Here is a 23,613-nt window from a genome sequence, read left to right as displayed (position 1 = left end):
CGACCGCGAAGCGGTCATGTCGTTGATGCGGAGTGTAGCAATTGAACAACGATGCACAAGAGACGGGTTGCCGGACCCACAGGTCGCCTTGAAAGAGCCTTTCTCCTTCTTCCGCGCCTCTGCGTCCGATGAACCGGTTGACGCGAACGAGCGTGTCGACTAAGTCACCTCCCGCAGCGACGACGCGTTTGTCGCCGCCGGGTACGGTTGAGAGACCGAAAGCCTGATCCCTGCTGGGGGATAGTTTAAGGGTAGAACAGCGGACTCTGACTCCGTTAGTCTTGGTTCGAATCCAGGTCCCCCAGCCACTTCCATCTCCTTTCCGACAAGCGCTCATCGGCAACGCCGGATGGCCGGCGATCGTCTCCACCGCCGGCCGGTTGGCCGACCGTCAGCTGTCGAAGCGTTCCTTGCGAAGCGAGCCGTCGGCATTCAGTTCGATACGCACGGAGCGCCCGGTCGCATCCTTGGCATCCAACTCGATATGGTCGCCGCGAACCGCGTAGTCGGACGGGTCGGTGTAGCCGAGGCGTCCCGCCGCCGCCTTGGCCGCATCTTCGGCCAGCGGGGCGACGAACGGACGGCGTTCGGCGATGCGGTTGTCGTCGTCGACGCGCAGTTGCCAGACGGCGCCCTGCGGGTCCTTCGCCGTGAATACGGCATGGTGCTTCTTCGTGTCGGTCAAGGTGACGTCGGTATAGCCGGCCGTTTCGAGCGCGGTCTTCGCAGCCGTCTCGTCGATACCGCTGCCCGTCAGCCAATCCAGGGGACCTTCGGGGCGTTCGGCGCGATCGCCGCCCGATCCGCCAGGACCATCAGGACCGCCCCGGCGACCCGGCCCGCGCGGACCGGGAGGCCCATCGCGTTCGGGGCGCGGGCGCTCGATCTGCATCGTCCGACCATCTGCACCCGTCAGGTTCTCGGCATGAAGCTTCCCGCGATCGAACCGGCCCTTCACCGAAACCGTATCACCGACCGCCACCAACCGCTGGCGGTCGCCCTGCGGTCCCGTATCGACAAGGGCGCGTCCGGTCGCGTCCTCGATCACGAAGCTGTTGCCGAAGATCTCGGTGACCCGCCCCTGCAGGGTGATCGCGCTCATGTCCCGCAGTTCGCCGATCGGCGTTGCGGCGATCGCAGGCGCCGATGCTGGCGTCTGCGCAACGGCGGCCGCCGTTCCCATGAGAAGAGGTGCAGCCAGGACCGCAAGCGCCAACCGCTTTTTGAGTGAGTTCGTCATCGCGTCTTTCCTTTCCTGAAGCGATGGACGGGGTTTAGTCGCGGCGCTGAAACCGATTCTGAACCGCGCTGTTCAGCTTCCGTTCAGCCGCCGGGCCTAGCGGACACCTCCCATCGCAACCCCGAACGGCGTCGTTTCAGGAGAGGACCGACCAGACGATGCGCGTACTCCTCGTCGAAGACGACCCCGCTCTTTCAACCGAAATCCTGCTGGCCTTGCGAGCCGAGAACTTCGCGGTCGATCATGCGCGCGACGGCGAAGACGGCTGGCACCTCGGCGATACCGAAAACTACGATGCTGCCGTCCTCGATCTGGGACTTCCGACCCTTCCCGGCATCGACGTGTTGCAGGCCTGGCGAAGCGCCGGGCGGACGCTGCCGGTTCTGATCCTGACGGCTCGCGACGGTTGGGGGGACAAGGTCCAGGGATTCAAGGCCGGCGCCGACGACTACCTCGTCAAGCCGTTTCGCATCGAGGAACTGGTGATGCGGCTTCGCGCGCTCGTCCGGCGCTCGCGAGGCCATGCCGACACCCGAATCAGTTGCGGACCGCTCACCTTCGACGCCCAGATCGGATCGTTCGAGAAGGACGGCCTGCCCTTGAAGCTGACCGGCCTGGAATGGCGCGTCCTGTCCTGCCTCATGCTCCGCAAGGGCGTCGTCGTCACGCGAACGGATCTGGCCGAACGGGTCTATGAAGGTGACGTCGACGTCGACAGCAACTCCCTGGAGGTCATCATCGCGCGCCTGCGCCGGAAGATCGGACATGAGATGATCGAGACGTCGCGAGGTCTCGGCTACCGACTACGGGCTCCAGAACTATGAGACCAGCGAACCTGCCCTTCGCCGGACGCTCTCTGCGCGCACGGCTTCTGGCATCGGCTGCAATTTTCATCGTCTTGGCCATCGTCGCCATCGGCTTCGTGATGAACGATCTCCTCGATCGGTTCGTGCGAGCCGACGTCGCCAACCGCTTGGATCTGCGCATCGCGAGGCTGGTCGGTGATGCGCCAGCCCCGCCGAGGCAGCGGGATGCGGACGCCGGACCGCCTCGGCGCCCGGGCGCCGAGGGGCCACCGGACGAGCGGGAAGCGAGCGGTTGGTATTGGCAGATCGAAGAAGACGGACGGGTCGTCGCAACGTCTCCCAATCTCGGCAACGAGGTGCTTCCCCGCCTCTCGCCAGATGCCGGGAGGCGCGGCCCCCCGGACCGGTTGATCGATCTGGTTGGCCCGAAGGAGCAACGCTTGGTCGTCCGGACGCGAGCCCTGCCGGGTCCAAGCGCGCGTCTCGTCGTCGCGACCGCACCCGCAACTGCGATCGAGGCTCCGCTCCGCGATGCCGCGCTCACGATAGCACTGACCCTCGGACTGCTCGGGGTCGGATTGGGTGCCGCCATCGCTCTCCAGGTTCGCTTCGCACTCAGCCCGCTGGATCGGCTGCGCGGGACGCTGGCCGAGGTTCGAGCCGGTCGACGCGAGCGAATCGACGAGCCCCAGCCGGTCGAACTCCAAGCTCTCACCGATGAATTGAACGCGTTGATCGCACACGATGCGGAGGTTTTGCGCCAAGCGAGACGCCACGTGGCGAACCTCGGACATGGGCTCAAGACACCTTTGGCGACGTTAAGTGCCCAGGCGGCGCGCTTGCCGGACGGACCGATGAAGCGCGAATGGCAATCGCTTACGGAGCTCATGGACCGACGCATCCGGCATCACCTCCGCCGCGCCCGGAGTGTCGCGCAGGGCGGTCCAGCGCGGCAGCGTACAGTCGTGAAACCGCACGTGGACGACTTGGCGGCCATGCTGGAGAAGTTCGGTGCCGGATCGAGGCTGACGATCTCCCGCGCAATCCCGGACGGACTTGCGGTCGCCGTGGACGGAGACGACCTCGACGAGATGCTCGGCAATCTTCTCGACAATGGGTGTCGTCACGCCAAGACGACGATCGAGGTCGTGGCCTCGCGCAGTGAGCGCTTCGTGCGGATCACGATTGCCGACGACGGACCCGGTCTCGGTCCGGAAGAGATAGACCGTGTGTTGAAGCCAGGGGCGCGGCTCGACGAAACACTCCCCGGTCACGGCTTCGGCCTTCCCATCACGTCCGAGATCGCCGAACTCTACGGTGGGTCGCTTCGGCTCCGGCGCAACGACACCGGGGGCCTTCTGGCGGAACTGATGCTACCGGCACCGCCGGATCTGTGACGCGACGAAGCCTGTAGCGGCTCCACGCGTGCTTCCTCCCGGGAAGGGAGAAGCGACCGGACAGCAGGCGACCGAGACGGCCGCCCGCTGCGTCGCCGAGTCGGCTAGTGCTGCCGATTACCGACGCTGTCCTTCTCTTCGTCGGCCTGAACGCCCCGGCCGTCGAGACCGTACTCCGGATCGCGCTGGCTCTTGTCGCGATTCGTCAGAATATCGTTCTTGCGGACCTTCTCGTCGTCGAGATCCGTCATGGCCCCGGTTCCGCTGGACTGTCCTCCGGACATGACTTGCTCCTTCGCTTGTTGCGTCTTCACCCAAACGGTGCAGATGCCGGGAGGTTCAACGCGTGCGTGGTGCGGACTGTCGCACGGTGCGGCATACGGAGTGCCGGTCCGGCTATCGCGAGCCGCGCTTCCATGTCGACGAGGACGATGGCGACCGTCGGCTTTGCGCGTTGGGACGCGGATGATATAGGCCGCGCAGGCCGGCGTCCCTTCGGGGCGCTACGCCGCCGACGCCCGTCCTTTCGTCGGGCTGCCAACTCCAAAGGAATTCCAGCGCGATGGCGAAGATCAAGGTCGCAAACCCGGTCGTGGAACTCGACGGCGACGAGATGACCCGGATCATCTGGCAGCTCATCAAGGACAAGCTGATCCACCCCTATCTCGACGTCGATCTCGAGTACTACGACCTCTCGGTCGAGAACCGGGACGCGACCAACGATCAGGTCACGATCGACTCGGCCCATGCGATCAAGAAGCATGGCGTGGGCGTGAAGTGCGCGACGATCACCCCCGACGAGCAGCGCGTCGAGGAGTTCAAGCTCAAGAAGATGTGGAAGTCGCCGAACGGTACGATCCGCAACATCCTGGGCGGCGTGATCTTCCGCGAACCGATCATCATGAAGAACGTGCCACGCCTGGTGCCCGGCTGGACGCAGCCGATCGTCGTCGGTCGCCACGCGTTCGGCGACCAGTATCGCGCGACCGACTTCCTGTTCCCGGGCAAGGGAACGCTGACGATCAAGTTCGTCGGCGAGGACGGCCAGACCATCGAGCACGAGGTGTTCCAGGCCCCCTCCTCGGGCGTGGCGCTCGCCATGTACAACCTGGATGACTCGATCCGCGAGTTCGCACGCGCCTCGTTCAACTACGGCCTGATCCGGAACTTCCCGGTCTACCTGTCGACCAAGAACACGATTCTGAAGGCCTACGACGGTCGCTTCAAGGACATCTTCCAGGAGGTGTTCGACGCGGAGTTCAAGGCCGAATTCGACAAGCGCAAGCTGACTTACGAGCACCGCCTGATCGACGACATGGTCGCCTCGGCGCTGAAGTGGTCGGGTGGATACGTGTGGGCCTGCAAGAACTACGACGGTGACGTACAATCCGATATCGTCGCCCAGGGCTTCGGTTCGCTCGGTCTCATGACCTCGGTTCTCCTCTCTCCGGACGGTCAGACCGTCGAGGCCGAGGCCGCCCATGGCACTGTGACCCGCCACTATCGACAGCACCAGAAGGGTCAGGAAACGTCGACCAACTCCATCGCGTCGATCTTCGCTTGGACCCGAGGCTTGGCCCATCGCGCCAAGCTCGACGGCAACGATGAACTGAAGCGCTTCTCCGAGACGCTGGAGCAGGTCTGCATCGATACCGTCGAGGCTGGCCACATGACCAAGGATCTCGCGCTGCTGATCGGCCCCGACCAGCCGTGGCTGTCGACCACTGGCTTCCTCGACAAGATCGACGAGAACCTGAAGAAGGCGATGGCGGCTTAATCCATTCGCCGACTGCGAATGAGCGGACCCGGCCCTTGCGGCCGGGTTTATTCGTGTCAGGTCCAGCTCGCCGGCGGGAACCTCGTTCGCAAAGCTTTCGTTAGCGACCCATCAATCCTGATGGAGAGTCTCGAATGAACCGCCTGTTTCTTGCCGCCACCACCGCGCTTCTCATGTCCGGCGCCGCCGTCCAGGCGCAGAATGCCGCACTCGTTGAGGTCGGCGACAACGTGATGTTGATGCCCTGGAACAAGTCGGCCGGCGAGATCGAAGACGCCAAGGTTCTCAAGGACGGCGACGGTGTCGAGTTGGGCGAGATTGAGGAAGTGCTTGGTAGCGACGCGAACACGCCCGTTGCACTCGTGGTCGACTTCGAAGGCTCGACCACGGGCTTCACCGGCAACAAGGTGATCCCGATCGATCGCTTCACGCCGGACGGCAATCGCCTGACGCTCAAGACCTCGGCGGCGGAGGTCGCATCGTTCCCGAACTACGGGAGCTAAGCCGAAACGAGAAGGGGCGCCGTCCGGCGCCCCTTCTGCTATTTGGTTTCGGAAGGATCGCGAAGTCTAAGCCCGCGCGAGGCGACCCACCTGGGTTTCAGGCGGCCAGCTTCGCTTCGATGGCGCCGATCGCGTCCTCCGCTTTCTCGGCTTCCGGGCCTCCGGCCTGGGCCATGTCGGGCCGGCCACCGCCACCCTTTCCGCCGATCGCTTCCGAGGCCACACGCACGAGATCGACCGCGTTGTAGCGTCCCGTCAGGTCGGACGTGACGCCGACCACGACACTGGCCTTCCCGTCCGCCACTCCCACGAACGCTACGACGCCCGAACCGAGCGAAGCCTTGGCCTCGTCCACAAGTCCCTTGAGGTCCTTGGCGGAGATACCGTCCAGCACGCGGCCTAGGAACGAAATACCCCCGACCTCGCGCGGAGCGGACGCCGCACCACCGCCTTCGCTAGCCATCGCGAGGCGCTTCTTGGCGTCGTTCAACTCGCGCTCAAGACGGCGGCGCTCGTCGACGAGTTGTTCGACCCGATCACCGATTTCGGCAGGCCCGACCTTCAGTGCGGAAGCGATGCGACGGACGCGCGCGTCCTGCTCCAGCAGATAGTCGCGGGCCGCCTGACCGGTCAGCGCCTCGACCCGGCGCACACCGGCGCCGACCGCGGTCTCCGAGATGACATGGACGAGACCGATGTCGCCGGTCGCGCGCGCATGGGTGCCGCCGCACAGTTCGATCGAATAGGCGGCCCGGTTCGACCCTTCGTCCGGGCGCCCCATGGAAACGACGCGAACCTCGTCGCCGTACTTCTCGCCGAACAGCGCCATCGCGCCGAGCGCAATGGCGTCGTCCACAGCCATCAGGCGGGTTTCGATCGGGGCGTTCTCGAGAATCACCCTGTTGGCCAGCGCCTCGACCTGCGCGACCTCTGCCGGATCCACCGGCTTTGGATGCGAGAAGTCGAAGCGAAGTCGATCAGGGGAAACCTGCGAGCCCTTCTGCGCGACGTGGGTGCCTAGGATCTCGCGCAAACCCTCGTGCAGAAGGTGCGTGGCGGAATGGTTGGCTCGGATACGGGTGCGGCGCTCATGATCGACCACGAGCTCCAGCGGCGCATCGATCCGCAACGTGCCGTCCTCGACCCGCCCGCGATGAACGAACACACCGCCGGCAACCTTCTGCGTGTCCGTGACACGGAAGCGGACACCCTCGCCGCTCAGAAGGCCGGTGTCTCCGACCTGCCCACCGGACTCGCCGTAGAACGGGGTTTGGTTGAGAACGACCGAGACCTCTTCGCCCGCCGCAGCGCTGCGAACCTCGTCCTTCCCGCGTACGATCGCACGCACCACACCCTCGGCTCGCTCGGTGTCGTAGCCTAGAAACTCCGTCGCGCCCTCGCGTTCGCGGATCGCGAACCAGACGCTCTCGTCCGCAGCCTCGCCGGAGCCGACCCAGCTCGCGCGAGCCTCAGCCTTCTGATGCTCCATGGCAGCCTGAAAGGATGCAAGGTCGACCGAGACGCCGCGGGCGCGCAGGGCGTCCTGCGTCAGATCCAGCGGGAAGCCGTAGGTGTCGTAGAGCTTGAATGCGACCTCGCCGTCGAGCTTATCGCCCTGCCCCATGCCATCGGTGGCGTCGTTCAGGAGAACCAGACCGCGATCCAGGGTTGCCAGGAAGCGCTTTTCCTCGAGCTTCAGCGTTTCCGAGATCAAGGCCTCCGCGCGCACGAGCTCGGGATAGGCCCGGCCCATCTCGGAGACGAGCGTCGGCAGGACCTTGTAGATGACGGGTTCGCGTGCGCCGAGAAGCTTCGCATGACGCATCGCACGGCGCATGATGCGGCGGAGCACGTAGCCGCGCCCCTCGTTCGATGGCAACACGCCGTCCGCGATCAGGAAGGCCGTCGCTCGAAGGTGATCCGCGATGACGCGGTGCGACGCAAGGGCGTCTCCCTCGGGACGCGAGCCGATCGCCTCGGCGACCGCGCCGATCAGCCGACGAAACAGGTCCGTCTCGTAGTTCGAATGCACGCCCTGCAGGATCGCGGCCATGCGCTCGAGACCCATGCCGGTGTCGATCGACGGCCTCGGAAGGTTCAGGCGTTCGCCTGGAGAGACCTGCTCGAACTGCATGAACACGAGGTTCCAGAATTCAAGGAAGCGGTCGCCGTCCTCGTCCGGCGATCCCGGCGGTCCACCAAAGACGCTTTCGCCCTGATCATAGAAAATTTCCGAGCATGGTCCGCATGGCCCGGTCTCGCCCATCGTCCAGAAGTTGTCCGAGGTCGGGATGCGGATGATCCGGTCGTCGGAGAAACCGGCGATCGAGCGCCAAAGCCGGGCTGCCTCCTCGTCCTCGGAATACACGGTGACGAGCAGCCGCGACTTGTCGAGAGCGTACTCCTTCGTGACGAGGTTCCAGGCGAGGCTGATCGCCTCCTCCTTGAAGTAGTCGCCGAACGAGAAATTGCCGAGCATCTCGAAGAAGGTGTGGTGGCGCGCGGTGTAGCCGACATTGTCGAGATCGTTGTGCTTGCCGCCAGCCCGCACGACCTTCTGTGCCGTGGTCGCGCGGCTATAGGGACGCTTCTCAAGGCCGGTGAAGACGTTCTTGAACTGCACCATGCCGGCGTTCGTGAACATCAGGGTCGGGTCGTTGCGGGGCACGAGCGGCGAGGAAGCGACCGGCTCGTGACCGTTCGCCGCAAAGTAGTCCAGGAACGTCCGCCGGATTTCGTTGACGCCACTCATCCGCTCAACCTCTTCGAGAACCGGACGGCGTTGAGACGGCGCAGGGCGCCGGAACCGTCCGAGCGCCGGTTTTTAACGAGGCAAACCGGGTCTGTCCATGACACGGGAGCGGCACCGCGACGGGCCGTTCGACCTCACTGGATGGGCCTCCCGCAAGGACGGAGCGGGACAGACGCTCTCGACAACAAATGCCCGCTTCACATGAAGAAGGCGCCCGCATGCGCGGACGCCTCGATCAGTCCCATCACTCGGCGGTTGGTGCTCAGACCTCGCCATCGCTGTCTTCCGGGCCGCCTTCCAGCAGCTGCTCCGCGATCAAGCCCATGTTCTGACGGATCGCGGCCTCGATCTCCTGCGCGAGATCCTTGTTGTCGCGCAGCGTCTGCTTGGCGTTCTCGCGTCCTTGGCCGAGACGCTGGGAGTTGTAGGAGAACCACGCGCCCGACTTCTCGACGATGCCGGACTTCACGCCCAGGTCGATAAGCTCGCCCATCTTGGACACGCCCTCGCCGTACATGATGTCGAACTCGACCTGCTTGAACGGCGGCGCGAGCTTGTTCTTCACGACCTTGACGCGGGTCTGGTTGCCCTTGACCTCCTCGCGCTCCTTGATCGCGCCGATGCGGCGGATGTCGAGGCGAACCGAGGCATAGAACTTCAGCGCGTTGCCGCCCGTGGTGGTCTCGGGCGAACCGTACATCACGCCGATCTTCATGCGGATCTGGTTGATGAAGATCACCATGCACTTCGAGCGCGAGATCGAGCCGGTCAGCTTGCGCAAGGCCTGGCTCATCAGACGCGCCTGCATGCCCGGCAACGACTCGCCCATCTCACCCTCGATCTCGGCGCGCGGCGTGAGCGCGGCGACCGAGTCGATGACGAGGACGTCGATCGCGCCGGAGCGGACCAGCGTATCGACGATCTCCAGCGCCTGCTCGCCCGTGTCGGGCTGCGAGATCAGGAGGTTGTCGAGATCGACGCCGAGCTTGCGGGCGTAGACGGGATCGAGCGCATGCTCCGCATCCACGAAGGCGCAGATGCCGCCGGCCTTCTGAGCCTCGGCGACCGTATGGAGCGCAAGCGTCGTCTTACCGGACGACTCAGGCCCATACACCTCGACGATGCGGCCCTTGGGCAGGCCGCCGATCCCGAGTGCGATGTCGAGGCCAAGCGAGCCCGTGGACACCGTGTCGATGTCGAGCTTCTCGGTCGCGCCGAGACGCATGATCGAGCCCTTGCCGAAGGCGCGCTCAATCTGCGAAAGCGCTGCGTCGAGCGCCTTGTTCTTATCCACGGATGTTTCCTCAACGAGCCGAAGCGAGTTCTGTGCCATGGGGCAAGAGACCTTATTTCACGCGGAGAAGCAGGGCGCAATCACGCCGGCGATGACGAATATGTACACGTTTTGTTCTCATTCTGCAAGGCGTGACGAGAACGTCGGAGTGCTATTTCGCATGGACCAGCGGTTGTGACGCGAGCCGCTCCTACGCCCGGAGCGACGCAACCCGAACTCGTTCTCGTCGGTGCGGCGCATGTCGACCGGATCGCGCGCTCGAGCGTGCCGTTTCGTCAGGGTGCATCGAACCCGGGGGTGCTGCGTCAGGGCGTTGGCGGAGCCTGCCTGAACGCCGCTGTCGCACTTCGCAGCTTCGGCGCCCGCGTCCGCCTCATATCGGCACGCGGCGGCGACCCGGGCGCGCTGGCTGTGATCGACGAGCTTGCGCACCATGGCATTGATGACGATGCGATCGTCTGGCTGGATCGCGCAACGGCCAGCTACACGGCCGTTCTAGATGAGACCGGCGAACTCGTCGCCGCCGTCGCGGACATGGCGATCTACGACATGCTTACTGCGCGTGCGCTGTCGCGCCAACATGTGCGCGAACGGCTTGCGGCAGCACCGGCGGTCCTGATGGACGCGAACCTCTCGACGCCCGCGCTGGAAACCGTCTGCACATACGCTAAGGGATTCCGCGCGGCGATCGCCGTATCGCAGGCGAAGGTCGCGCGATTGCGCCCTGTGTTGGATCGGCTGGACGTCGTCTTCCTGTCGCTTGCGGAAGCCCGCGCTTTGACCGATTGCAACGGCTCGATCCTCAAGATCGCCCACGCGTTGCGAGAACTAGGGACGCGCCGCGCCGTCGTCACGGATGGTCCCCGGGCGGTCACGGTGATCGATGGTGATAGTGCGTTTCAACAGCAGCCGGCTTCGATCGCGAATCTGCAGGACGTGACCGGTGCCGGCGATACCGTCGCGGCCGTGACCTTCCTCGCCCATGTCGCCGGACAGCCTCTCCAGCATGCGATATGCCTCGGCCTGGCTGCCGCAGCGCTACGCATCACGGACGGCCTCGACCAACACAGCCCTTGGCGGGTCGAGCATATGGCCCTCGCCCTGCCTCCTCCCACCCGACTGAGCAAGGACACCGTTGCATGACCCCCATCGTTCGCCCGTCTCCGGCGGTTGCCGCCGCGCTTGCCGAAAGCCGCCCGGTGGTCGCTCTTGAATCGACCATCATCACGCACGGTATGCCTTGGCCGGACAATCTCGCCATGGCGCGCGGTGTCGAATCGCTCGTTCGCGAGAACGGTGCCGAGCCGGCCACGATCGTGGTGATGGACGGGGAAGTGCGGGTCGGCCTCGATGACGGCGACCTCGAGAAGCTCGCTCAAGCTCGCGATGTACTCAAACTGTCGCGCGCAGATCTGGCCTATGGCGTCAGCTCGGGTCGGACCGGCTCCACAACCGTTGCCGCAACGATGATCGGCGCACACCTTGCCGGTATTCGCGTGTTCGCGACCGGAGGGATCGGCGGCGTTCACCGCGACGCCGAGACGAGCTTCGATATCTCGGCAGACCTCGACGAACTCGCACGAACGCCGGTGATCGTCGTATCGGCGGGCGCAAAGGCCATCCTCGATCTCAAAAAGACGTTCGAAGTCCTTGAAACAAAGGGTGTTCCCGTCGTCGGGTATGGATGCGACGAACTTCCGGCCTTCTGGTCGCGCGACTCCGGGATCGCGACGCCGATCCGCCTCGACAGCCCCGAAGCGATCGCGCGGTTTCAAGCGACGCGCGAGGCGCTGGGCATCGACGGCGGTATGCTAGTCGCCAATCCGCTGCCGCAGGAACACGAGATCGATAGCGCGACGATCGGCAGCTGGATCGGTCAGGCGTTGGCCGACGCGTCGAGCAACGCCATCTCCGGAAAGGCTGCAACGCCTTACCTGTTGAAGCGCATCTTCGAGTTGAGCCAGGGCCGCTCGCTCGCGAGCAACATCGAGCTCGTGCGCTCCAACGCGCGTCTGGCCTCCGCGATCGCGGTCGCTCTCGCGTCGCGCTGACGGCGCCTACTCGTCGAGTGCCGTCTTCACGGCGACCGCCAGTTCCCGAAGCGAGAAGGGTTTCGGCAGGAAGCCGAACTTCTCGCCATCGGGCAGGTTCTTTGCGAAGGCATCCTCGGCGTAGCCCGACACGAAGATGAACTTCAGGTCGGGCCGGCGCTTGCGCATCTCCCGCAGGAGCGTTGGACCGTCCATTTCCGGCATGACGACGTCGGAAACCACGAGGTCGATGTGCCCGCCCTCGGCCTCGATCTCGTCGATGACATCGAGCGCCTCAAGGCCGCTCGACGCCTCATGCACCTCGTAACCGCGCATCTTGAGAGCGCGCACGTTGCCGGAGCGAACGTTGTCCTCGTCCTCCACGAGAAGGATAGACGACGTGCCCGACAGATCCTTTGCGGCCGAGGCCGAAGACTGACCCGAACTGCCCGCCGACACCTCGAGCGAGATCGGCGCCTCCGTCGGCACATGGCGCGGCAGGAAGATGCGGAAGGTCGTCCCCTCGCCCATCACCGAGTCGACGAAGATGAACCCGCCCGACTGCTTGATGATGCCGTAGGCCATGGAAAGCCCGAGACCCGTTCCCTTGCCGATCTCCTTGGTCGTGAAGAACGGCTCGAAGATGCGCTCCGCGACCTCCGGCGGCATGCCCGACCCGGTATCGGCGACCTCGACCAGCACGTAGTCGGCCGGGATCAACTCCGCGTATCCGAAGCCCGCCGTCTCGGCCGCCTCGACGTTACGGGTACTGATCGTCACGGTCCCGCTCTCCCGCATGGCGTCGCGCGCGTTCTGGACGAGATTGGTGATGACCTGCTCGAACTGTCCGATATCGGCCATGACCGGCCAAAGGTCGCGAGCATGTCGGCGTTCGAGCTTCACGAGGTCGCCGGAGATGCGCTTTAGCAAAAGATGCATGTCGGCGATCACATCGGTGAGGCTCAGCATCTTCGGGCGCATCGTCTGACGGCGCGAGTAGGCCAGCAACTGCCGGACCAGCGACGCGGCGCGGTTCGCACTTTGCTTGATGAGGATGAGATCCTGGAATGACGGATCGCCGGTCGGATGATTCAGAAGCAGGAAGTCGACAGACGCCGTGATGATGGTCAGGACGTTGTTGAAGTCGTGCGCGATGCCGCCAGCCAGGTTGCCGATCGCCTGCATCTTCTGGCTTTGCGCGAACTGCTCTTCCAGCGCGCGCTGTTCCGTGATGTCGACGCCGTAGAGGATCGCGACCTCGCCGGAACCGTCGTGGATGTCGGAGTTCGCACTGACGTACAAACGGGCGGCGCGCGCGGCCTCGCCGGCGAGCTGCACATCCAGCGCGGGAATGCCGGCCTGGCCACGCACGGCGGCCAGAAGCGCCTGCCGAATCGTTTCCCGATTCTGATCCCGCACGCAGTCGGTGATCATGACACCGCCTAGCGCCGCCGCATCTCCGAAAAGCTTCGTGAAGGCCGCGTTGGCGCGCAGCACACGTCCCATCGCGTCGAGAGCCGCAATCGCCATCGGCGACGAGTTGAAGAAGCGGACGAATCGCACTTCCGCTGCCCGGGCCGGATCTCCCTCGCCGCTCGGCCGCTGATTCAGGACAAGGGTGCGGGTCAGCTTGCTGCGCCCGTCGACCCGTCGGCTGGAATTGCGGAGAAGGCGCACCGGCAGGCGCTGGCCGCCGGCCGTCACGAGGTCGAGGTCCAGCGTTACGACATCGCTGTTCGTCGAGCCGGCCTGCGTTCTCAACAGAATCAGACGTCCCTCTTCGGTCAGGAACTCGCTGATCGATCGCGTCTGCGGGCGGAACTCGGTTAGATCGACGCCGAGCCATGCCGCCAGCGTCGCGTTCAGATAGGTGATGCGGCCGTCTTCATCGGACGCGAAGAAACCGGCCGGCGCGTGATCCAGGTAGTCGATGGCGTGCTGCAGATCGCGAAAGAACGTTTCCTGCTGTTCGCGTTCGTTCGTGATGTCGGCGATCGTCCACGCCAGCAGGGGCTCGCCCGTTCGACCTAACGCACGCACCGTGGCGCGGTACCACCGAGGACTTGGCGTCACGCCATGCCGCAGGTCGCGGCTCAGGCGAAACTCTTCTTCGCCTGACATTCGCTCCCGCGCCAGATTCGCCAAGCGGTAGATCGCTTCGGACGCTTCGGGCTCGCGCGACAGGAGACGCTCGAGCGTACGCACCTCCGTCGAACTGACGGCGCCCGTTTGTTCGCCATACGCGCGATTGGCGTAGATAATCCGGCCCTTCCGATCGGTGATCAGGGTCCCGGTCGGAAGGTCGTCCAGGAAATCCTTGCCGATACCGCTCGTACGATCGACATCGCCGAACCGGATGACACCAAGCGCCAGGGCAAAGACCGACGCGATCCCGACCATGGCGAGCAGCCCGAAGATCGCCACCAGGGCCGGTGCGCCATAGGCGTGACGCGACAGCGCAAGGGCGGCTGCAAGCACGAACAGAAAGCCCGCCAGGAAGAGGAGCCGCCGCAATCCGCCAGGCGTGGAATCACGGTCGATCAAGGGCTTCTCGTCTCGTGTCGAAGCCACGGGGCTCGGCTGTTCCAAGGACTCGCTCCATCTGCCCAGATCGGCCATGCGGGGCCATCACCGAGCGGTTTACGAGCAGACGGCGCCATGCGCATGCAATTTCGTCGAATTTGCGCCAACCCGTCGGCTTCTGCATGATACACGGGAGGTGAAGATCGAGGCTGACGCGGACCTTGCGGCGTTCGAGTCGCGTCCGTCTCGTCGGCAACAGTCATGGCCCCGCGGAACCCGCCATGCGGCCCCCGGTCCCATTCGAAGGAAGAGCATATGCGTGAGTGGCTTGCCGGCCTGGTTGGCGACAGTCTGGCCCCCGTCGTGAGCGTCGTGGTTTCGACCGCGATCGTGATCCTGCTTGCGCTGGTGATCATCGGTCTTGCCAAGCGCGTCTTCGCCGGGACGGGCGGCATGGGCGGCCGCTCCAGAGCTCCGCGTCTTGCGATTCTGGACGTGTCGCCGGTCGATCCGAAGCGAAAGCTTGTTCTCGTACGACGAGACGATACCGAGCACCTGCTTCTGATTGGCGGACAGAACGATCTGGTGGTGGAGAGCGGCATCCAGCGCGTTCGCACCCGGCGAGTGGATGGGCCGTCGGCCGTCCGGACGGAGCCCGAGGTTGCGCCCGAGCCTCGGGCGCCGTTGCCCCAGCGACGGACGCCTCCGCAGGAGACCCTAGTCGAGCCGCCGGTTCCGGCATCTCGTGAGGTGCAGGTCCCCGCGCGCCGTCCCGTTGCGAACCCGGTTCGAGACGCATCGACCGAACCGGCCGACCTGAGCATCACACCCGCAGCGACCCGGGCGCTGTCCCAAGAGACGGCAAGTGATCGCACGGGCGAGCGTCCTCTTCCCGCTCGGGCTCCGAGCGAGGATCGCGGTTCGCCGCCGCCCGAGGCCTCCGCGCCTGCGCTCCCGGCATTTCTGGGCGTCATGGCCAGTCGCCCGCAACCGGTTGTCCGGCCTCAGACTGCGCCTACGCCGGCGGCGCCAAGTGCCCGTTCCGGGTCGGAGGGCCAGCGAGGGATGACGCAACCGAGCGATAACCCGCCGCCACCAGCCAGCGCCGCTCCGATCGCGCAACCACGTTCGATGGCCACCCCGACCCTTCCGCCTGCGGTGGTCATCCCACCAAGGCCGAGCGAGCCGGAAGCGTCAGCGACCCCCGAGCCATTCCGGCTCGAGGACGAAGCGCTCCTGCCGCATCGCGCGGCACCGCAGCCCGTGCGGTCGCCGTATCAGGACACGAGCCCGACACAGACCAGTGACCCGATCCCGCCGATCGTTCCTCCAATGCGGTCGTCGCCTCCCGTTCGCGCGGATGATGATGACGTCCACACCCCGAAGGACGCATCGGACGACGCTCCAGCTGCCGGTGAGCGGCAACCGCTTTCGGTTCGCAGCTTCGCGACAACGATTCAGGCTCGCCGTGCAACGCCGCTTGCCCCGCCTGCGGCACCCGCATCCCCGACGATCACAGCTGAGCCGATGATCGAGCGAGCGCCTGTTCGTCCGGACGCCGGTCCCGCACAAGCACGCACGCCTGCGGTTCCGACCGACACGACGCCGAACTCGTCGACGCCAGGATCCGACGATGCCCCAACGGGCCCCGCTCCGGCGACGGCAGAGCCAGCTTCCAAGGCGCCAGCGGCTCGAACGCTGACCCTTGAAGAGGAGATGGAACGTCTCCTTCACGACTTTACGCTCGACGTATCCGATCGTCGCTGAAACCAAAAAGGGCCGCATCTTGCGGCCCTTCCTCATTCCAGAAACAGCGTTTCGCTTATTCGTCGCGATACACCTTCTCACGCCGCTCATGCCGCTCCTGTGCCTCGAGCGACAAGGTCGCGATCGGGCGGGCATCCAGACGCTTCAAGCTGATGGGTTCGCCGGTTTCCTCACAATAACCGTAGGTTCCGTCGTCGATGCGCTCGATCGCTGCGTCGATCTTCGAGATCAGCTTGCGCTGACGATCGCGAGCACGCAGTTCGATCGCCCGATCGGTCTCCGACGAAGCTCGGTCGGCGGCATCGGCCTGGTTCGCGTTGTCGCTTGCCAGGGCCTCAAGCGTTTCCTTGGCCTCACGGAGAATCTCCGACTTCCAGGCCAGAAGCTTCTTGCGGAAGTATTCCTTCTGACGGTCGTTCATGAACGGCCCGTCCTCGGGGAGGCCCTGACCGAGGGGAAGGGTTTCGCTCATGTCGCATTCTCCGAAGGCGGCGGTTGCGCGTGCTTATAGCGATGCACGCAGAGGGGAACAAGTTACGGGATCGACAGGTCGCACCGAGATCATATCACTCACAACCGCCTGATAATGCGCTGGATTTGCTTGTGCACCGTGTCTGAACGGGACGCGACCGAACGTCCGGGCCATGCGCGCGGCGCGAGTGCAAACCCTCTTCCTCACATCCCGCAGTTTCAACGCAACAACTAGCGTGGACGCCTTTCCCATGGCTGGACGCGTTCGTGGTGGAACGCCGATAGCGTGCGAACGTCTCGCTTCTACGACATGGGAGAAGCTGCGCTTCATGGCCGAGATCACCGTTCATCTGTTGCGCCATGCCCATTCGTCGCATGCGATCCCAGGCGAGCGCGATCACCATCGGGGTCTCGACGAGCGCGGCCATGCGGAGGTCGAGGCCATCCGCCTGCGCCTGCTCCGGCAGCCGGTCGGGATCGTGCGGATTCGATGCTCGACCGCGCGGCGGGCTCGCTTGACCCTCGAGTCGCTGCTTCCCGTGCTGGGTGAGGTACCGCTGCGATATGACGATCACCTCTATGCTGCTGGGTTGGAAGCGTACGAGGCAGCTTGCGTCGCAGATGGCGCGGCATCCCCCGTCCTGGTCGTCGGACACAACCCGACGATCGCATCCTTCGTAGCCCGCTACGCCTTGCAGGAGGGAGACGCGTTTCGAACCGGCATCAAGCCTGCGACCTGGATCACCTTGCGGCTGGGCGTTGATCCCGGCGGTCGTCTTGGGCCGGGCCGACTCGTGACCTTGATCGCGCCGACCTGACCACGCGCCTGTCGTTCAGGACCCCACGACCTTATATAGCCGTGGCCACGACAGCCGATCGGAACCCATGACGACCCTTGCCGACGAAGCGCGGATCGCACTCGACAACCTTGCCGATCGTGGTGCCCACCTCTTCAACCCGACCCTACGCCTTGGGGTGGCCGGCCTGTCGCGCGCCGGCAAGACGGTCTTCATTACGTCGCTCGTGCACAACCTTCTTCACGGTGGGAGGCTACCGCTCTTCGATGCGCAAAGCGGCGGACGAATCGCGCGCTCGTACCTTCAGGAGCAGCCGGACGCTGGCGTCCCGCGCTTCCAATACGAGGAGCACATCCGTACCGTTCTGGAAGATCGGCTTTGGCCGCAATCGACGCGCGCCATATCGGAACTGCGACTCACGATCGAATACCAGTCCGCGTCCGGCTGGTCGCGCTTGTTTGCGCCGGGTCGCCTCAGCCTCGACATCGTCGATTACCCCGGCGAATGGCTGCTGGATCTACCGCTTCTGGAAAAAGACTACGCCACGTTCAGCCGTGAAGCCTTGGAGCGGGCGCGTCTCCCCTCGCGCGCCAAGATGGCCGAGCCGTTTCTTGCGTTGCTCGCTGGACTGGACGTGTCGCGCCCGGCCGACGAGCCGACCAGTCAGCGGTTGAGCGCGGCATTCGCCGCGTATCTGCGCGCCTGTCGCGAGGACCGGACGGCTCTCTCGACCTTGCCCCCCGGACGGTTTCTTATGCCGGGCGACCTCGAAGGCTCCCCGGCGCTTACCTTCGCCCCCCTGCCGTTGGAACCCGACCGCGCGTACGATCGAGACAGTCTCGCCGGCATTCATGGCCGCCGGTTCGAGGCCTACAAGACGATCGTCGTCAAGCCGTTCTTCCGCGAGCACTTCGCCCGGCTCGACCGACAGATCCTCTTGGTGGACGCACTGCAGGCGATCAACGCCGGTCCGGAAGCGGTTGTGGATCTCGAAGCGGCGTTGACCGACATCCTGTCCTGCTTCCGGCCGGGGCGCTCGTCGTGGCTGGGCTCGCTGGTGACCCGCCGGATCGATCGCCTCCTCGTGGCCGCGACGAAGGCCGACCACCTGCACCGGGACAGTCACGGGCGGCTCGAAGCTGTGGTGCGGCGTCTGGTGGACGACGCGATCGAGCGTGCGCAATTCTCGGGTGCGCGTACCGAAGTCGTCGCCATGGCGGCCATTCGGGCGACGCGCGAGGCGAGCGTGACGGAAGGAGCTGACCGTCTGCCCGTGATCGTCGGCACACCCATCGCCGGCGAGACCATCGGCGGCCAACGCTTCGACGGCGAGACCGAAACCGCCGTCTTCCCGGGCGACCTACCGGAGGACGTTTCGCGGCTCCTCAAAGCCGACGAAAGCGGCGACCGACTCGACCCGCTCACGTTCGTCCGCTTTCGTCCGCCCCGCCTCGAGCGCAACGAGGCCGGCCTGAAGCTCTCGCTCCCGCACATCCGCCTCGACCGGGCGCTTCAGTTTCTGATCGGAGACAAGCTGGCATGAGCGAGCGCCCGACCGGTCGTCGCCCCGGTGCCTATGATCTTCCCTCGTCCCAACCGGCCCAACAGAAGATCTCCGCGCCTCGCGCACCGCGCGCCGTGGCGGACATGACGCGCGTCGAAATCGAAGCCGACGACACTCTCGAGCGCGAGGCGCTGGAGGCCCTCGATGCGGAACCCGCTCGCCGTCAGCCGTCGCGTCGCCGCCTATCCTTCGGCAAACTGGCGACCATCGCCCTCAGCTCGCTAGCCTCTTTGGCCCTGGCGCTGTCGGTCGATCGCCTGATCTCCGAACTGTTCGCGCGCGCGGACTGGCTCGGCTGGCTGGCGATCGGGCTGACCATCCTGCTTCTGGTGGGCGTCGGCGGCATCGTGCTGCGCGAGGTGCTGGGCTTGATGCGCCTCGATACGGTCGAGCGCGAGCGCCGTGATGGCCGGAGGGCGTTCGAAGCGAACGACGCCGCGGCGGCCACCGCCGTGGTTGCACGACTGCGGACGCTGCTTGCTGATCGCAGCGAAACGGCGCGCGGCCGTGCACGACTCGCCGAACTGCGAGACGATGTCATCGACGGACGCGATCTCGTCGCGCTGGCGGAACGCGAGCTGCTACTGCCGCTCGACGCCCGCGCCCGCGCGCTCGTGGCGGCGTCTTCGAAACGCGTCTCCGTCGTCACGGCGGTCAGTCCACGAGCGATTGTCGATCTGGCCTTCGTGCTGTTCGAGACCGTGCGGTTGATCCGTGCCATGTCGGAACTCTACGGCGCGCGGCCCGGCGCGATCGGCCTCGCACGTCTGACCAGCGACGTACTCGCGCACCTCGCGGTCACCGGCACGATCTCGGTTGGGGATAGTCTGATCGGACAGGTTGTTGGGCACGGTGTCGCAGCACGCTTGTCGGCTCGCCTCGGCGAAGGCGTCGTCAACGGTCTTCTTACGGCCAGGATTGGGCTTGCGGCCATGGATCTGTGCCGTCCCCTCCCGTTTCTGACAATCCAGCGGCCGAAGGCTGGGGACTTCCTGGGTGATCTGGCACGCGGCGATGCGAACACGGACGCGACCGGATGAGCGGTCCGGCAAGGATCGATTAACCGTTCGCGGCGATAAACGAGGGAGACGCACTTGTCGCCTTTCTCGGATGGTCGCCCATGCTCCGCCGCGCTCTTGCTGCCGGAATCTGTCTCACCGCGTCGCTGCTGGCTCAGGCGCCTGCCTCGGCAGCCGACCCGGACGCCGTGTTCTTCGACCAAGTCTTCGGACGTTGGACCGGGCCGGGCGAGATCGTTGCCGGAAAGTACAAGGGCACCAAGTTCACCTGCGATCTGGCCGGTGCACGGCCCGACCGCGAGGTTGGCATGTCGCTTGACGGAACGTGCCGCGTCGGCCTGTTCTCTCAGCCGATGAGCGCTCGCTTCGTGCGCGGTGGGTCGTCTTACAAGGGTGCCTTCCTGGACGGCTCGCAAGGCAAGGGGCTCGACATCATCTCGGGCAATGTCGACGGTAATCGCGTCGTGGTCGGCCTCGACCGCAAGCAACTGAAGGGCGCCATGGTCGCTCGACTCGACAACGCCGACAAGCTTGCGGTCACGATCTCCGTTCAGGTTGCCGGTGAGCTCGTCCCGGTTATCGGCATGACGCTGAAGCGCGACGGCAGCGTGCGCAAGGCCTCCAACGAGCGCTAGGCGGTCTCGCGCCACCAGTTCCCGTCGGTCGTCTCGGCTCGGATCGCCGAGACATCCAGTTCTCGCAGCCAAGCCGTCGCATCCCGACCGGAAAGCTGGGTCCTGGGTGCGATCTCGACGAGCGGAACAAGCACGAACGCCCTGCGGTGCGCCTGCGGATGCGGAAGCGTCAACGCTGCCGTATCCCGCCGCTCGCCCTCCATGTCGACCAGATCGATATCGATCGTCCTCGGTCCCCAGCGGATGTCGCGGACGCGCTGCAGGCCCTGCTCGATACCGAGGCAACACTGCAGCAAGGACTCCGGCGAGAGCGCCGCATCGATCAACGCGCAGCAGTTCAGGAAATCGGGCTGGTCCGTCAGCCCCCAAGGTGGCGTGCGGTACAGGCGCGAGACGCAAACGACGCGGCCAGCCCATTCATCGAGCTGGACCAACGCTCCCGCCATGGCGACGCGCGGATTGCCGATATTGCCGCCCAACCCAAGTAGGGCCCTCATCCCTGACTTCCTGTGTCGGATCGCATCGTGGCATCCGCGATACGAAGAGCTTCGCGGTTGGCGGCCACGTCATGCACGCGGAAGATCGAAGCGCCAGCCACGCGCAGGAGCGCGGTTGTCGCAGCGGTCGCCCGATCCTGGTCGCCGGCCTCGCCGACTGCCGCGCGAACGAAACGCTTGCGCGAGGTGCCGACCAGAAACGGGCGTCCAAGAGCGCGCAACTCCCGGAAGCGCCTCATCAACGCGAAGTTGGTCGCAGCGTCCTTCGCAAATCCAAAACCCGGATCAAGCACGATCGCCTCGTCCGCGACGCCCGCCGCACGGGCGATGTCGAGCGAGCGACGGAGAAACGCGAACTGATCACGGATCGGATCGCTATCCGTTTCGCGCTCGCGCCCCGTGTGCATCAGGCATAACCCCGCGCCCGTTCGCGCCGCGACCTCGGCGATCAGAGGTTCACGCTGGGCACCCCAGACATCGTTGACGATATGCGCGCCAGCCGCGACGGCTCGCTGCGCCGTTTGCGCTCGGTAGGTATCGACCGATATCAGACAGTCGGAAGCACAAGCGAGCGCACTGATCACCGGAAGGATACGGGCCTGTTCGACCTCCGCCGAAACAGGGTCTGCGCCGGGGCGGGTCGACTCACCGCCGACATCGATGATCGACGCACCGTCGGCGACCATGCGCAGCCCTGCAGCGACGGCGTCGTCGACGTTCTCTCCGTAACGGCCTCCGTCCGAAAAGCTGTCCGGAGTGCAGTTCAGGATCCCCATCAGGGTTCCAGTATCGCCAAGGCGTAGAACTCGGCCGCGTCCGACCCGCCATTCGATAGCCTGCCGATCGTCAGGCAAGCTGCGGATTTCTTCAGCTACGACCAACATTGCACGAATTTCATTCAAGCCCCCTTGTGCGGCACGCTCGATTCGTTAGCGTTGGAGCCGAACCTTTCAAGTGTCCCGGGAGAGATGCATGAAGTTTGCGGTCGTCATGACCTCGATCGTCGCCATGAGCGTGGCGGTGCCTGCGATGGCCGGTCAGGTCAAGGAGCGCACCACCTACTTCATGGTTCGCGGGTCCACGTTCGATGAACTCGAACACGCGATGGGCATGCAGGGGCCGCAGCTTCGAAGCGGTGGCGAGCGTCATGCCGGCTCGACCGAAGTGTCGTTCGACGGCAATGCCACTTATCGGACGGTCAATGGACGCTGTGCCGTCGATCGGGCGAGCTACCGCTTGTCCCTGCATCAGACGCTTCCGCGTTGGAACGCTCCGAAAGGTGCCGACGCCAGAACGAAGGTCCTTTGGAAGACCTTCCGCGACGATGTCGTGACCCACGAGAACCAACACTCGACGATCGCCAAGTCGGCTCTGAAGCGGATCGAGGATACCGTCCGGGAACTCCCACCGATGGCGGACTGCGCTCAGATGGAGTCGAAGGTGAACGCCGCCGTTCGCTCCATCATCCAACGACACGACCGAGACCAGTTGGCCTTCGATCGATCGGAGTCGCGTGCGATCGACGCGCGGCTGGCCCGCGAGCTGCGTCGCAACTTGGCATCAGCCGACCGCTGATCCCCTCAGGCTTGACGCTCCGGCACGCGGAGGACGAGCCCCTCCAAGTCCGGACGGATCCGGATCTGGCAGGACAGACGCGACTCGGGACGAACGTCGAGCGCGAAGTCCAACATGTCCTCTTCCATCGCCTCGGGCGCGGCGAGGCGCGAAACATACGCGCTATCGACGTAGACGTGACAGGTGGCGCAGGCGCAGGAACCTCCGCAGTCGGCGTCGATGCCCGGCACGTCGTGACGGATCGCGTTCTCCATGGCGCTGGAGTTATTCGGCGCGTCGATGTCGTAACGGGTTCCGTCCGGAGCGATAAAGGCGATCGTGGTCATGCCGCGCAGTTAGTGGGCGCGTCGGCGAGCGTCAACGTGATCTTCCATCACCGTCAGCGCGCGGATGAAAACGAGTGCCCGGTGCAACTCGTGTCGAAACCCGACCAGCGCGTTCCGGTCCGACGGGTTCGCTTCCAGATCACGGGCCGCCTGCGCCAAAGGAAAGGCGCCGAGGTTGCGTGCCGCTCCGCACACGCCGTGCGCTAGGGAGCGAAGATCGGTCCGCGCGTCAGGGTGGTCCGATACGGTCAGGGCATCCCCGATCTGGCGGGCCATGATGCCGAGAACCTCGAGTTCGAGAGACTGACTGCCCCCTGTCTGACGAGCCAGATGAACGAGATCGATCGGCCGCCCCCTCGAAGGGCATCGTGACAGATCGGCTTGCATGTGGGTCGCAGTCATTGCGTGAGACGAGCATCCATCGAGAGGTGCCGGGTGCAAAAGGCGGGGACAAGTCTTCCGCAGTGCGGGCTTGCCCTACCGATCGTCGGCTTGTCCCCACATCATGCTGGGTGAAACATGACCCGTTTCTGAACGGGCTGGTGTTTCGAACTGCGGTTCAGCGCGTTCTGAACATGAATCAGCGTTAACCAAATGTTTAAACTTGTAGGCAGTCCGCGGATTTGAGGTTTCCTAAACT

21 protein-coding genes and 1 tRNA gene are annotated in these 23,613 nt (G+C 65.1%); 12 read left to right on the top strand and 10 right to left on the bottom strand.

Annotation, left to right across the window (positions count from 1 at the left end):
- Nucleotides 1–234 precede the first annotated feature (234 nt).
- Nucleotides 235–308, top strand: a tRNA-Gln gene (locus BLQ76_RS08490).
- An 83-nt stretch (nt 309–391) separates the two neighbouring features.
- On the opposite strand, the gene BLQ76_RS08485 is transcribed toward BLQ76_RS08490, so the two are convergent.
- Nucleotides 392–1,240, bottom strand: a complete 849-nt coding sequence (locus tag BLQ76_RS08485) for a hypothetical protein (protein ID WP_090671874.1) — start codon at nt 1,238–1,240, stop codon at nt 392–394.
- A gap of 158 nt (nt 1,241–1,398) precedes the next feature.
- Between BLQ76_RS08485 and BLQ76_RS08480 the strand changes: the two genes are divergently transcribed.
- On the top strand, nt 1,399–2,064 hold the full coding sequence (locus tag BLQ76_RS08480) for a response regulator transcription factor (protein WP_090671871.1): 666 nt from the start codon (nt 1,399–1,401) through the stop codon (nt 2,062–2,064).
- Nucleotides 2,061–3,443, top strand: a complete 1,383-nt coding sequence (locus tag BLQ76_RS08475) for a sensor histidine kinase (RefSeq protein WP_090671868.1) — start codon at nt 2,061–2,063, stop codon at nt 3,441–3,443. Before BLQ76_RS08480 ends, BLQ76_RS08475 begins: the two co-directional genes overlap by 4 nt.
- 104 nt (nt 3,444–3,547) lie before the next feature.
- Here the strand turns inward: BLQ76_RS08475 and BLQ76_RS08470 are convergent, their stop codons facing one another.
- On the bottom strand, nt 3,548–3,694 hold the full coding sequence (locus tag BLQ76_RS08470; RefSeq protein ID WP_244519535.1) for a hypothetical protein: 147 nt from the start codon (nt 3,692–3,694) through the stop codon (nt 3,548–3,550).
- A 311-nt stretch (nt 3,695–4,005) separates the two neighbouring features.
- On the opposite strand from BLQ76_RS08470, the gene BLQ76_RS08465 reads away from it, so the two are divergent.
- Together BLQ76_RS08465 and BLQ76_RS08460 are read left to right on the top strand one after the other, a co-directional pair.
- Complete coding sequence (locus tag BLQ76_RS08465) at nt 4,006–5,220, top strand: NADP-dependent isocitrate dehydrogenase (RefSeq protein ID WP_090671863.1); 1,215 nt, start codon at nt 4,006–4,008, stop codon at nt 5,218–5,220.
- A 134-nt stretch (nt 5,221–5,354) separates the two neighbouring features.
- Complete coding sequence (locus BLQ76_RS08460) at nt 5,355–5,723, top strand: hypothetical protein (protein ID WP_090671860.1); 369 nt, start codon at nt 5,355–5,357, stop codon at nt 5,721–5,723.
- A gap of 97 nt (nt 5,724–5,820) precedes the next feature.
- Here BLQ76_RS08460 and alaS read toward each other — a convergent pair whose 3' ends face one another.
- Both alaS and recA read right to left on the bottom strand, forming a co-directional pair.
- Complete coding sequence (alaS, locus tag BLQ76_RS08455) at nt 5,821–8,475, bottom strand: alanine--tRNA ligase (protein ID WP_090671857.1); 2,655 nt, start codon at nt 8,473–8,475, stop codon at nt 5,821–5,823.
- A gap of 262 nt (nt 8,476–8,737) precedes the next feature.
- Nucleotides 8,738–9,808: a recombinase RecA gene (gene recA, locus BLQ76_RS08450; protein ID WP_090671854.1), complete on the bottom strand. Its 1,071-nt coding sequence runs from the start codon at nt 9,806–9,808 to the stop codon at nt 8,738–8,740.
- A 225-nt stretch (nt 9,809–10,033) separates the two neighbouring features.
- Here recA and BLQ76_RS08445 point away from each other — a divergent pair, with 225 nt between their 5' ends.
- Entirely contained in the window at nt 10,034–10,912 is an 879-nt protein-coding gene (locus tag BLQ76_RS08445; RefSeq protein WP_244519534.1) for a PfkB family carbohydrate kinase, read from the top strand.
- The gene (locus BLQ76_RS08440) at nt 10,909–11,820 is read left to right on the top strand and encodes a pseudouridine-5'-phosphate glycosidase (protein ID WP_090671848.1); all 912 of its coding nucleotides are present in this window, start codon (nt 10,909–10,911) and stop codon (nt 11,818–11,820) included. Before BLQ76_RS08445 ends, BLQ76_RS08440 begins: the two co-directional genes overlap by 4 nt.
- Before the next feature lie 6 nt (nt 11,821–11,826).
- On the opposite strand, the gene cckA is transcribed toward BLQ76_RS08440, so the two are convergent.
- Both cckA and dksA read right to left on the bottom strand, forming a co-directional pair.
- A complete protein-coding gene (gene cckA / locus BLQ76_RS08435; RefSeq protein WP_425285148.1) occupies nt 11,827–14,370 on the bottom strand; it encodes a cell cycle histidine kinase CckA in 2,544 nt (847 codons plus the stop codon).
- A 1,774-nt stretch (nt 14,371–16,144) separates the two neighbouring features.
- Complete coding sequence (gene dksA / locus BLQ76_RS08425; RefSeq protein ID WP_090671839.1) at nt 16,145–16,561, bottom strand: RNA polymerase-binding protein DksA; 417 nt, start codon at nt 16,559–16,561, stop codon at nt 16,145–16,147.
- Nucleotides 16,562–16,889: 328 nt separating this feature from the next.
- On the opposite strand from dksA, the gene BLQ76_RS08420 reads away from it, so the two are divergent.
- From BLQ76_RS08420 to BLQ76_RS08405, 4 genes are all read left to right on the top strand, one after another.
- Complete coding sequence (locus tag BLQ76_RS08420) at nt 16,890–17,378, top strand: SixA phosphatase family protein (protein ID WP_090671835.1); 489 nt, start codon at nt 16,890–16,892, stop codon at nt 17,376–17,378.
- 67 nt (nt 17,379–17,445) lie between these two features.
- Nucleotides 17,446–18,900: a YcjX family GTP-binding protein gene (locus BLQ76_RS08415; protein WP_090671832.1), complete on the top strand. Its 1,455-nt coding sequence runs from the start codon at nt 17,446–17,448 to the stop codon at nt 18,898–18,900.
- Nucleotides 18,897–19,961 (top strand): YcjF family protein, encoded by a 1,065-nt coding sequence (locus tag BLQ76_RS08410; protein ID WP_090671829.1) that lies wholly within the window; start codon nt 18,897–18,899, stop codon nt 19,959–19,961. The genes BLQ76_RS08415 and BLQ76_RS08410 overlap by 4 nt, the downstream gene beginning before the upstream one ends.
- Before the next feature lie 80 nt (nt 19,962–20,041).
- On the top strand, nt 20,042–20,575 hold the full coding sequence (locus BLQ76_RS08405) for a hypothetical protein (protein WP_090671826.1): 534 nt from the start codon (nt 20,042–20,044) through the stop codon (nt 20,573–20,575).
- Here BLQ76_RS08405 and folK read toward each other — a convergent pair.
- Together folK and folP are read right to left on the bottom strand one after the other, a co-directional pair.
- Entirely contained in the window at nt 20,572–21,072 is a 501-nt protein-coding gene (folK, locus tag BLQ76_RS08400; RefSeq protein ID WP_090671824.1) for a 2-amino-4-hydroxy-6-hydroxymethyldihydropteridine diphosphokinase, read from the bottom strand. The two genes, BLQ76_RS08405 and folK, sit on opposite strands and share 4 nt — an antisense overlap.
- A complete protein-coding gene (gene folP / locus BLQ76_RS08395) occupies nt 21,069–21,956 on the bottom strand; it encodes a dihydropteroate synthase (RefSeq protein ID WP_090671821.1) in 888 nt (295 codons plus the stop codon). Before folP ends, folK begins: the two co-directional genes overlap by 4 nt.
- An 88-nt stretch (nt 21,957–22,044) precedes the next feature.
- Here folP and BLQ76_RS08390 point away from each other — a divergent pair, with 88 nt between their 5' ends.
- Nucleotides 22,045–22,647, top strand: coding sequence for a DUF922 domain-containing Zn-dependent protease (locus tag BLQ76_RS08390; RefSeq protein ID WP_090671818.1), 603 nt, complete (start codon nt 22,045–22,047; stop codon nt 22,645–22,647).
- Nucleotides 22,648–22,652: 5 nt separating this feature from the next.
- On the opposite strand, the gene BLQ76_RS08385 is transcribed toward BLQ76_RS08390, so the two are convergent.
- Both BLQ76_RS08385 and BLQ76_RS08380 read right to left on the bottom strand, forming a co-directional pair.
- Nucleotides 22,653–22,973 (bottom strand): 2Fe-2S iron-sulfur cluster-binding protein, encoded by a 321-nt coding sequence (locus BLQ76_RS08385; RefSeq protein ID WP_090671815.1) that lies wholly within the window; start codon nt 22,971–22,973, stop codon nt 22,653–22,655.
- Nucleotides 22,974–22,982: 9 nt separating this feature from the next.
- Entirely contained in the window at nt 22,983–23,249 is a 267-nt protein-coding gene (locus tag BLQ76_RS08380; protein ID WP_244519533.1) for an Hpt domain-containing protein, read from the bottom strand.
- Nucleotides 23,250–23,613 lie beyond the last annotated feature (364 nt).

The sequence above is a fragment of the Aureimonas jatrophae genome (assembly GCF_900104035.1).
In the GTDB taxonomy this organism is placed as follows: domain Bacteria; phylum Pseudomonadota; class Alphaproteobacteria; order Rhizobiales; family Rhizobiaceae; genus Aureimonas; species Aureimonas jatrophae.
This window is presented reverse-complemented; position numbering and strand designations above follow the sequence as displayed.

What these genes read in the sequence shown, in the direction of transcription:
- BLQ76_RS08410 (WP_090671829.1), top strand. Translation starts at nt 18,897, where the DNA reads ATGAGCGAGCGCCCGACCGGTCGTCGCCCCGGTGCCTATGATCTTCCC.
- BLQ76_RS08480 (WP_090671871.1), top strand. Translation starts at nt 1,399, where the DNA reads ATGCGCGTACTCCTCGTCGAAGACGACCCCGCTCTTTCAACCGAAATC.
- folP (WP_090671821.1), bottom strand. Translation starts at nt 21,956, where the DNA reads ATGTTGGTCGTAGCTGAAGAAATCCGCAGCTTGCCTGACGATCGGCAG.
- BLQ76_RS08385 (WP_090671815.1), bottom strand. Translation starts at nt 22,973, where the DNA reads ATGACCACGATCGCCTTTATCGCTCCGGACGGAACCCGTTACGACATC.
- BLQ76_RS08380 (WP_244519533.1), bottom strand. Translation starts at nt 23,249, where the DNA reads ATGGCCCGCCAGATCGGGGATGCCCTGACCGTATCGGACCACCCTGAC.
- BLQ76_RS08415 (WP_090671832.1), top strand. Translation starts at nt 17,446, where the DNA reads ATGACGACCCTTGCCGACGAAGCGCGGATCGCACTCGACAACCTTGCC.
- alaS (WP_090671857.1), bottom strand. Translation starts at nt 8,475, where the DNA reads ATGAGTGGCGTCAACGAAATCCGGCGGACGTTCCTGGACTACTTTGCG.
- recA (WP_090671854.1), bottom strand. Translation starts at nt 9,808, where the DNA reads ATGGCACAGAACTCGCTTCGGCTCGTTGAGGAAACATCCGTGGATAAG.
- BLQ76_RS08485 (WP_090671874.1), bottom strand. Translation starts at nt 1,240, where the DNA reads ATGACGAACTCACTCAAAAAGCGGTTGGCGCTTGCGGTCCTGGCTGCA.
- BLQ76_RS08405 (WP_090671826.1), top strand. Translation starts at nt 20,042, where the DNA reads ATGCTCCGCCGCGCTCTTGCTGCCGGAATCTGTCTCACCGCGTCGCTG.
- BLQ76_RS08390 (WP_090671818.1), top strand. Translation starts at nt 22,045, where the DNA reads ATGAAGTTTGCGGTCGTCATGACCTCGATCGTCGCCATGAGCGTGGCG.
- dksA (WP_090671839.1), bottom strand. Translation starts at nt 16,561, where the DNA reads ATGAGCGAAACCCTTCCCCTCGGTCAGGGCCTCCCCGAGGACGGGCCG.
- BLQ76_RS08420 (WP_090671835.1), top strand. Translation starts at nt 16,890, where the DNA reads ATGGCCGAGATCACCGTTCATCTGTTGCGCCATGCCCATTCGTCGCAT.
- BLQ76_RS08470 (WP_244519535.1), bottom strand. Translation starts at nt 3,694, where the DNA reads ATGACGGATCTCGACGACGAGAAGGTCCGCAAGAACGATATTCTGACG.
- BLQ76_RS08440 (WP_090671848.1), top strand. Translation starts at nt 10,909, where the DNA reads ATGACCCCCATCGTTCGCCCGTCTCCGGCGGTTGCCGCCGCGCTTGCC.
- folK (WP_090671824.1), bottom strand. Translation starts at nt 21,072, where the DNA reads ATGAGGGCCCTACTTGGGTTGGGCGGCAATATCGGCAATCCGCGCGTC.
- BLQ76_RS08465 (WP_090671863.1), top strand. Translation starts at nt 4,006, where the DNA reads ATGGCGAAGATCAAGGTCGCAAACCCGGTCGTGGAACTCGACGGCGAC.
- BLQ76_RS08475 (WP_090671868.1), top strand. Translation starts at nt 2,061, where the DNA reads ATGAGACCAGCGAACCTGCCCTTCGCCGGACGCTCTCTGCGCGCACGG.
- BLQ76_RS08460 (WP_090671860.1), top strand. Translation starts at nt 5,355, where the DNA reads ATGAACCGCCTGTTTCTTGCCGCCACCACCGCGCTTCTCATGTCCGGC.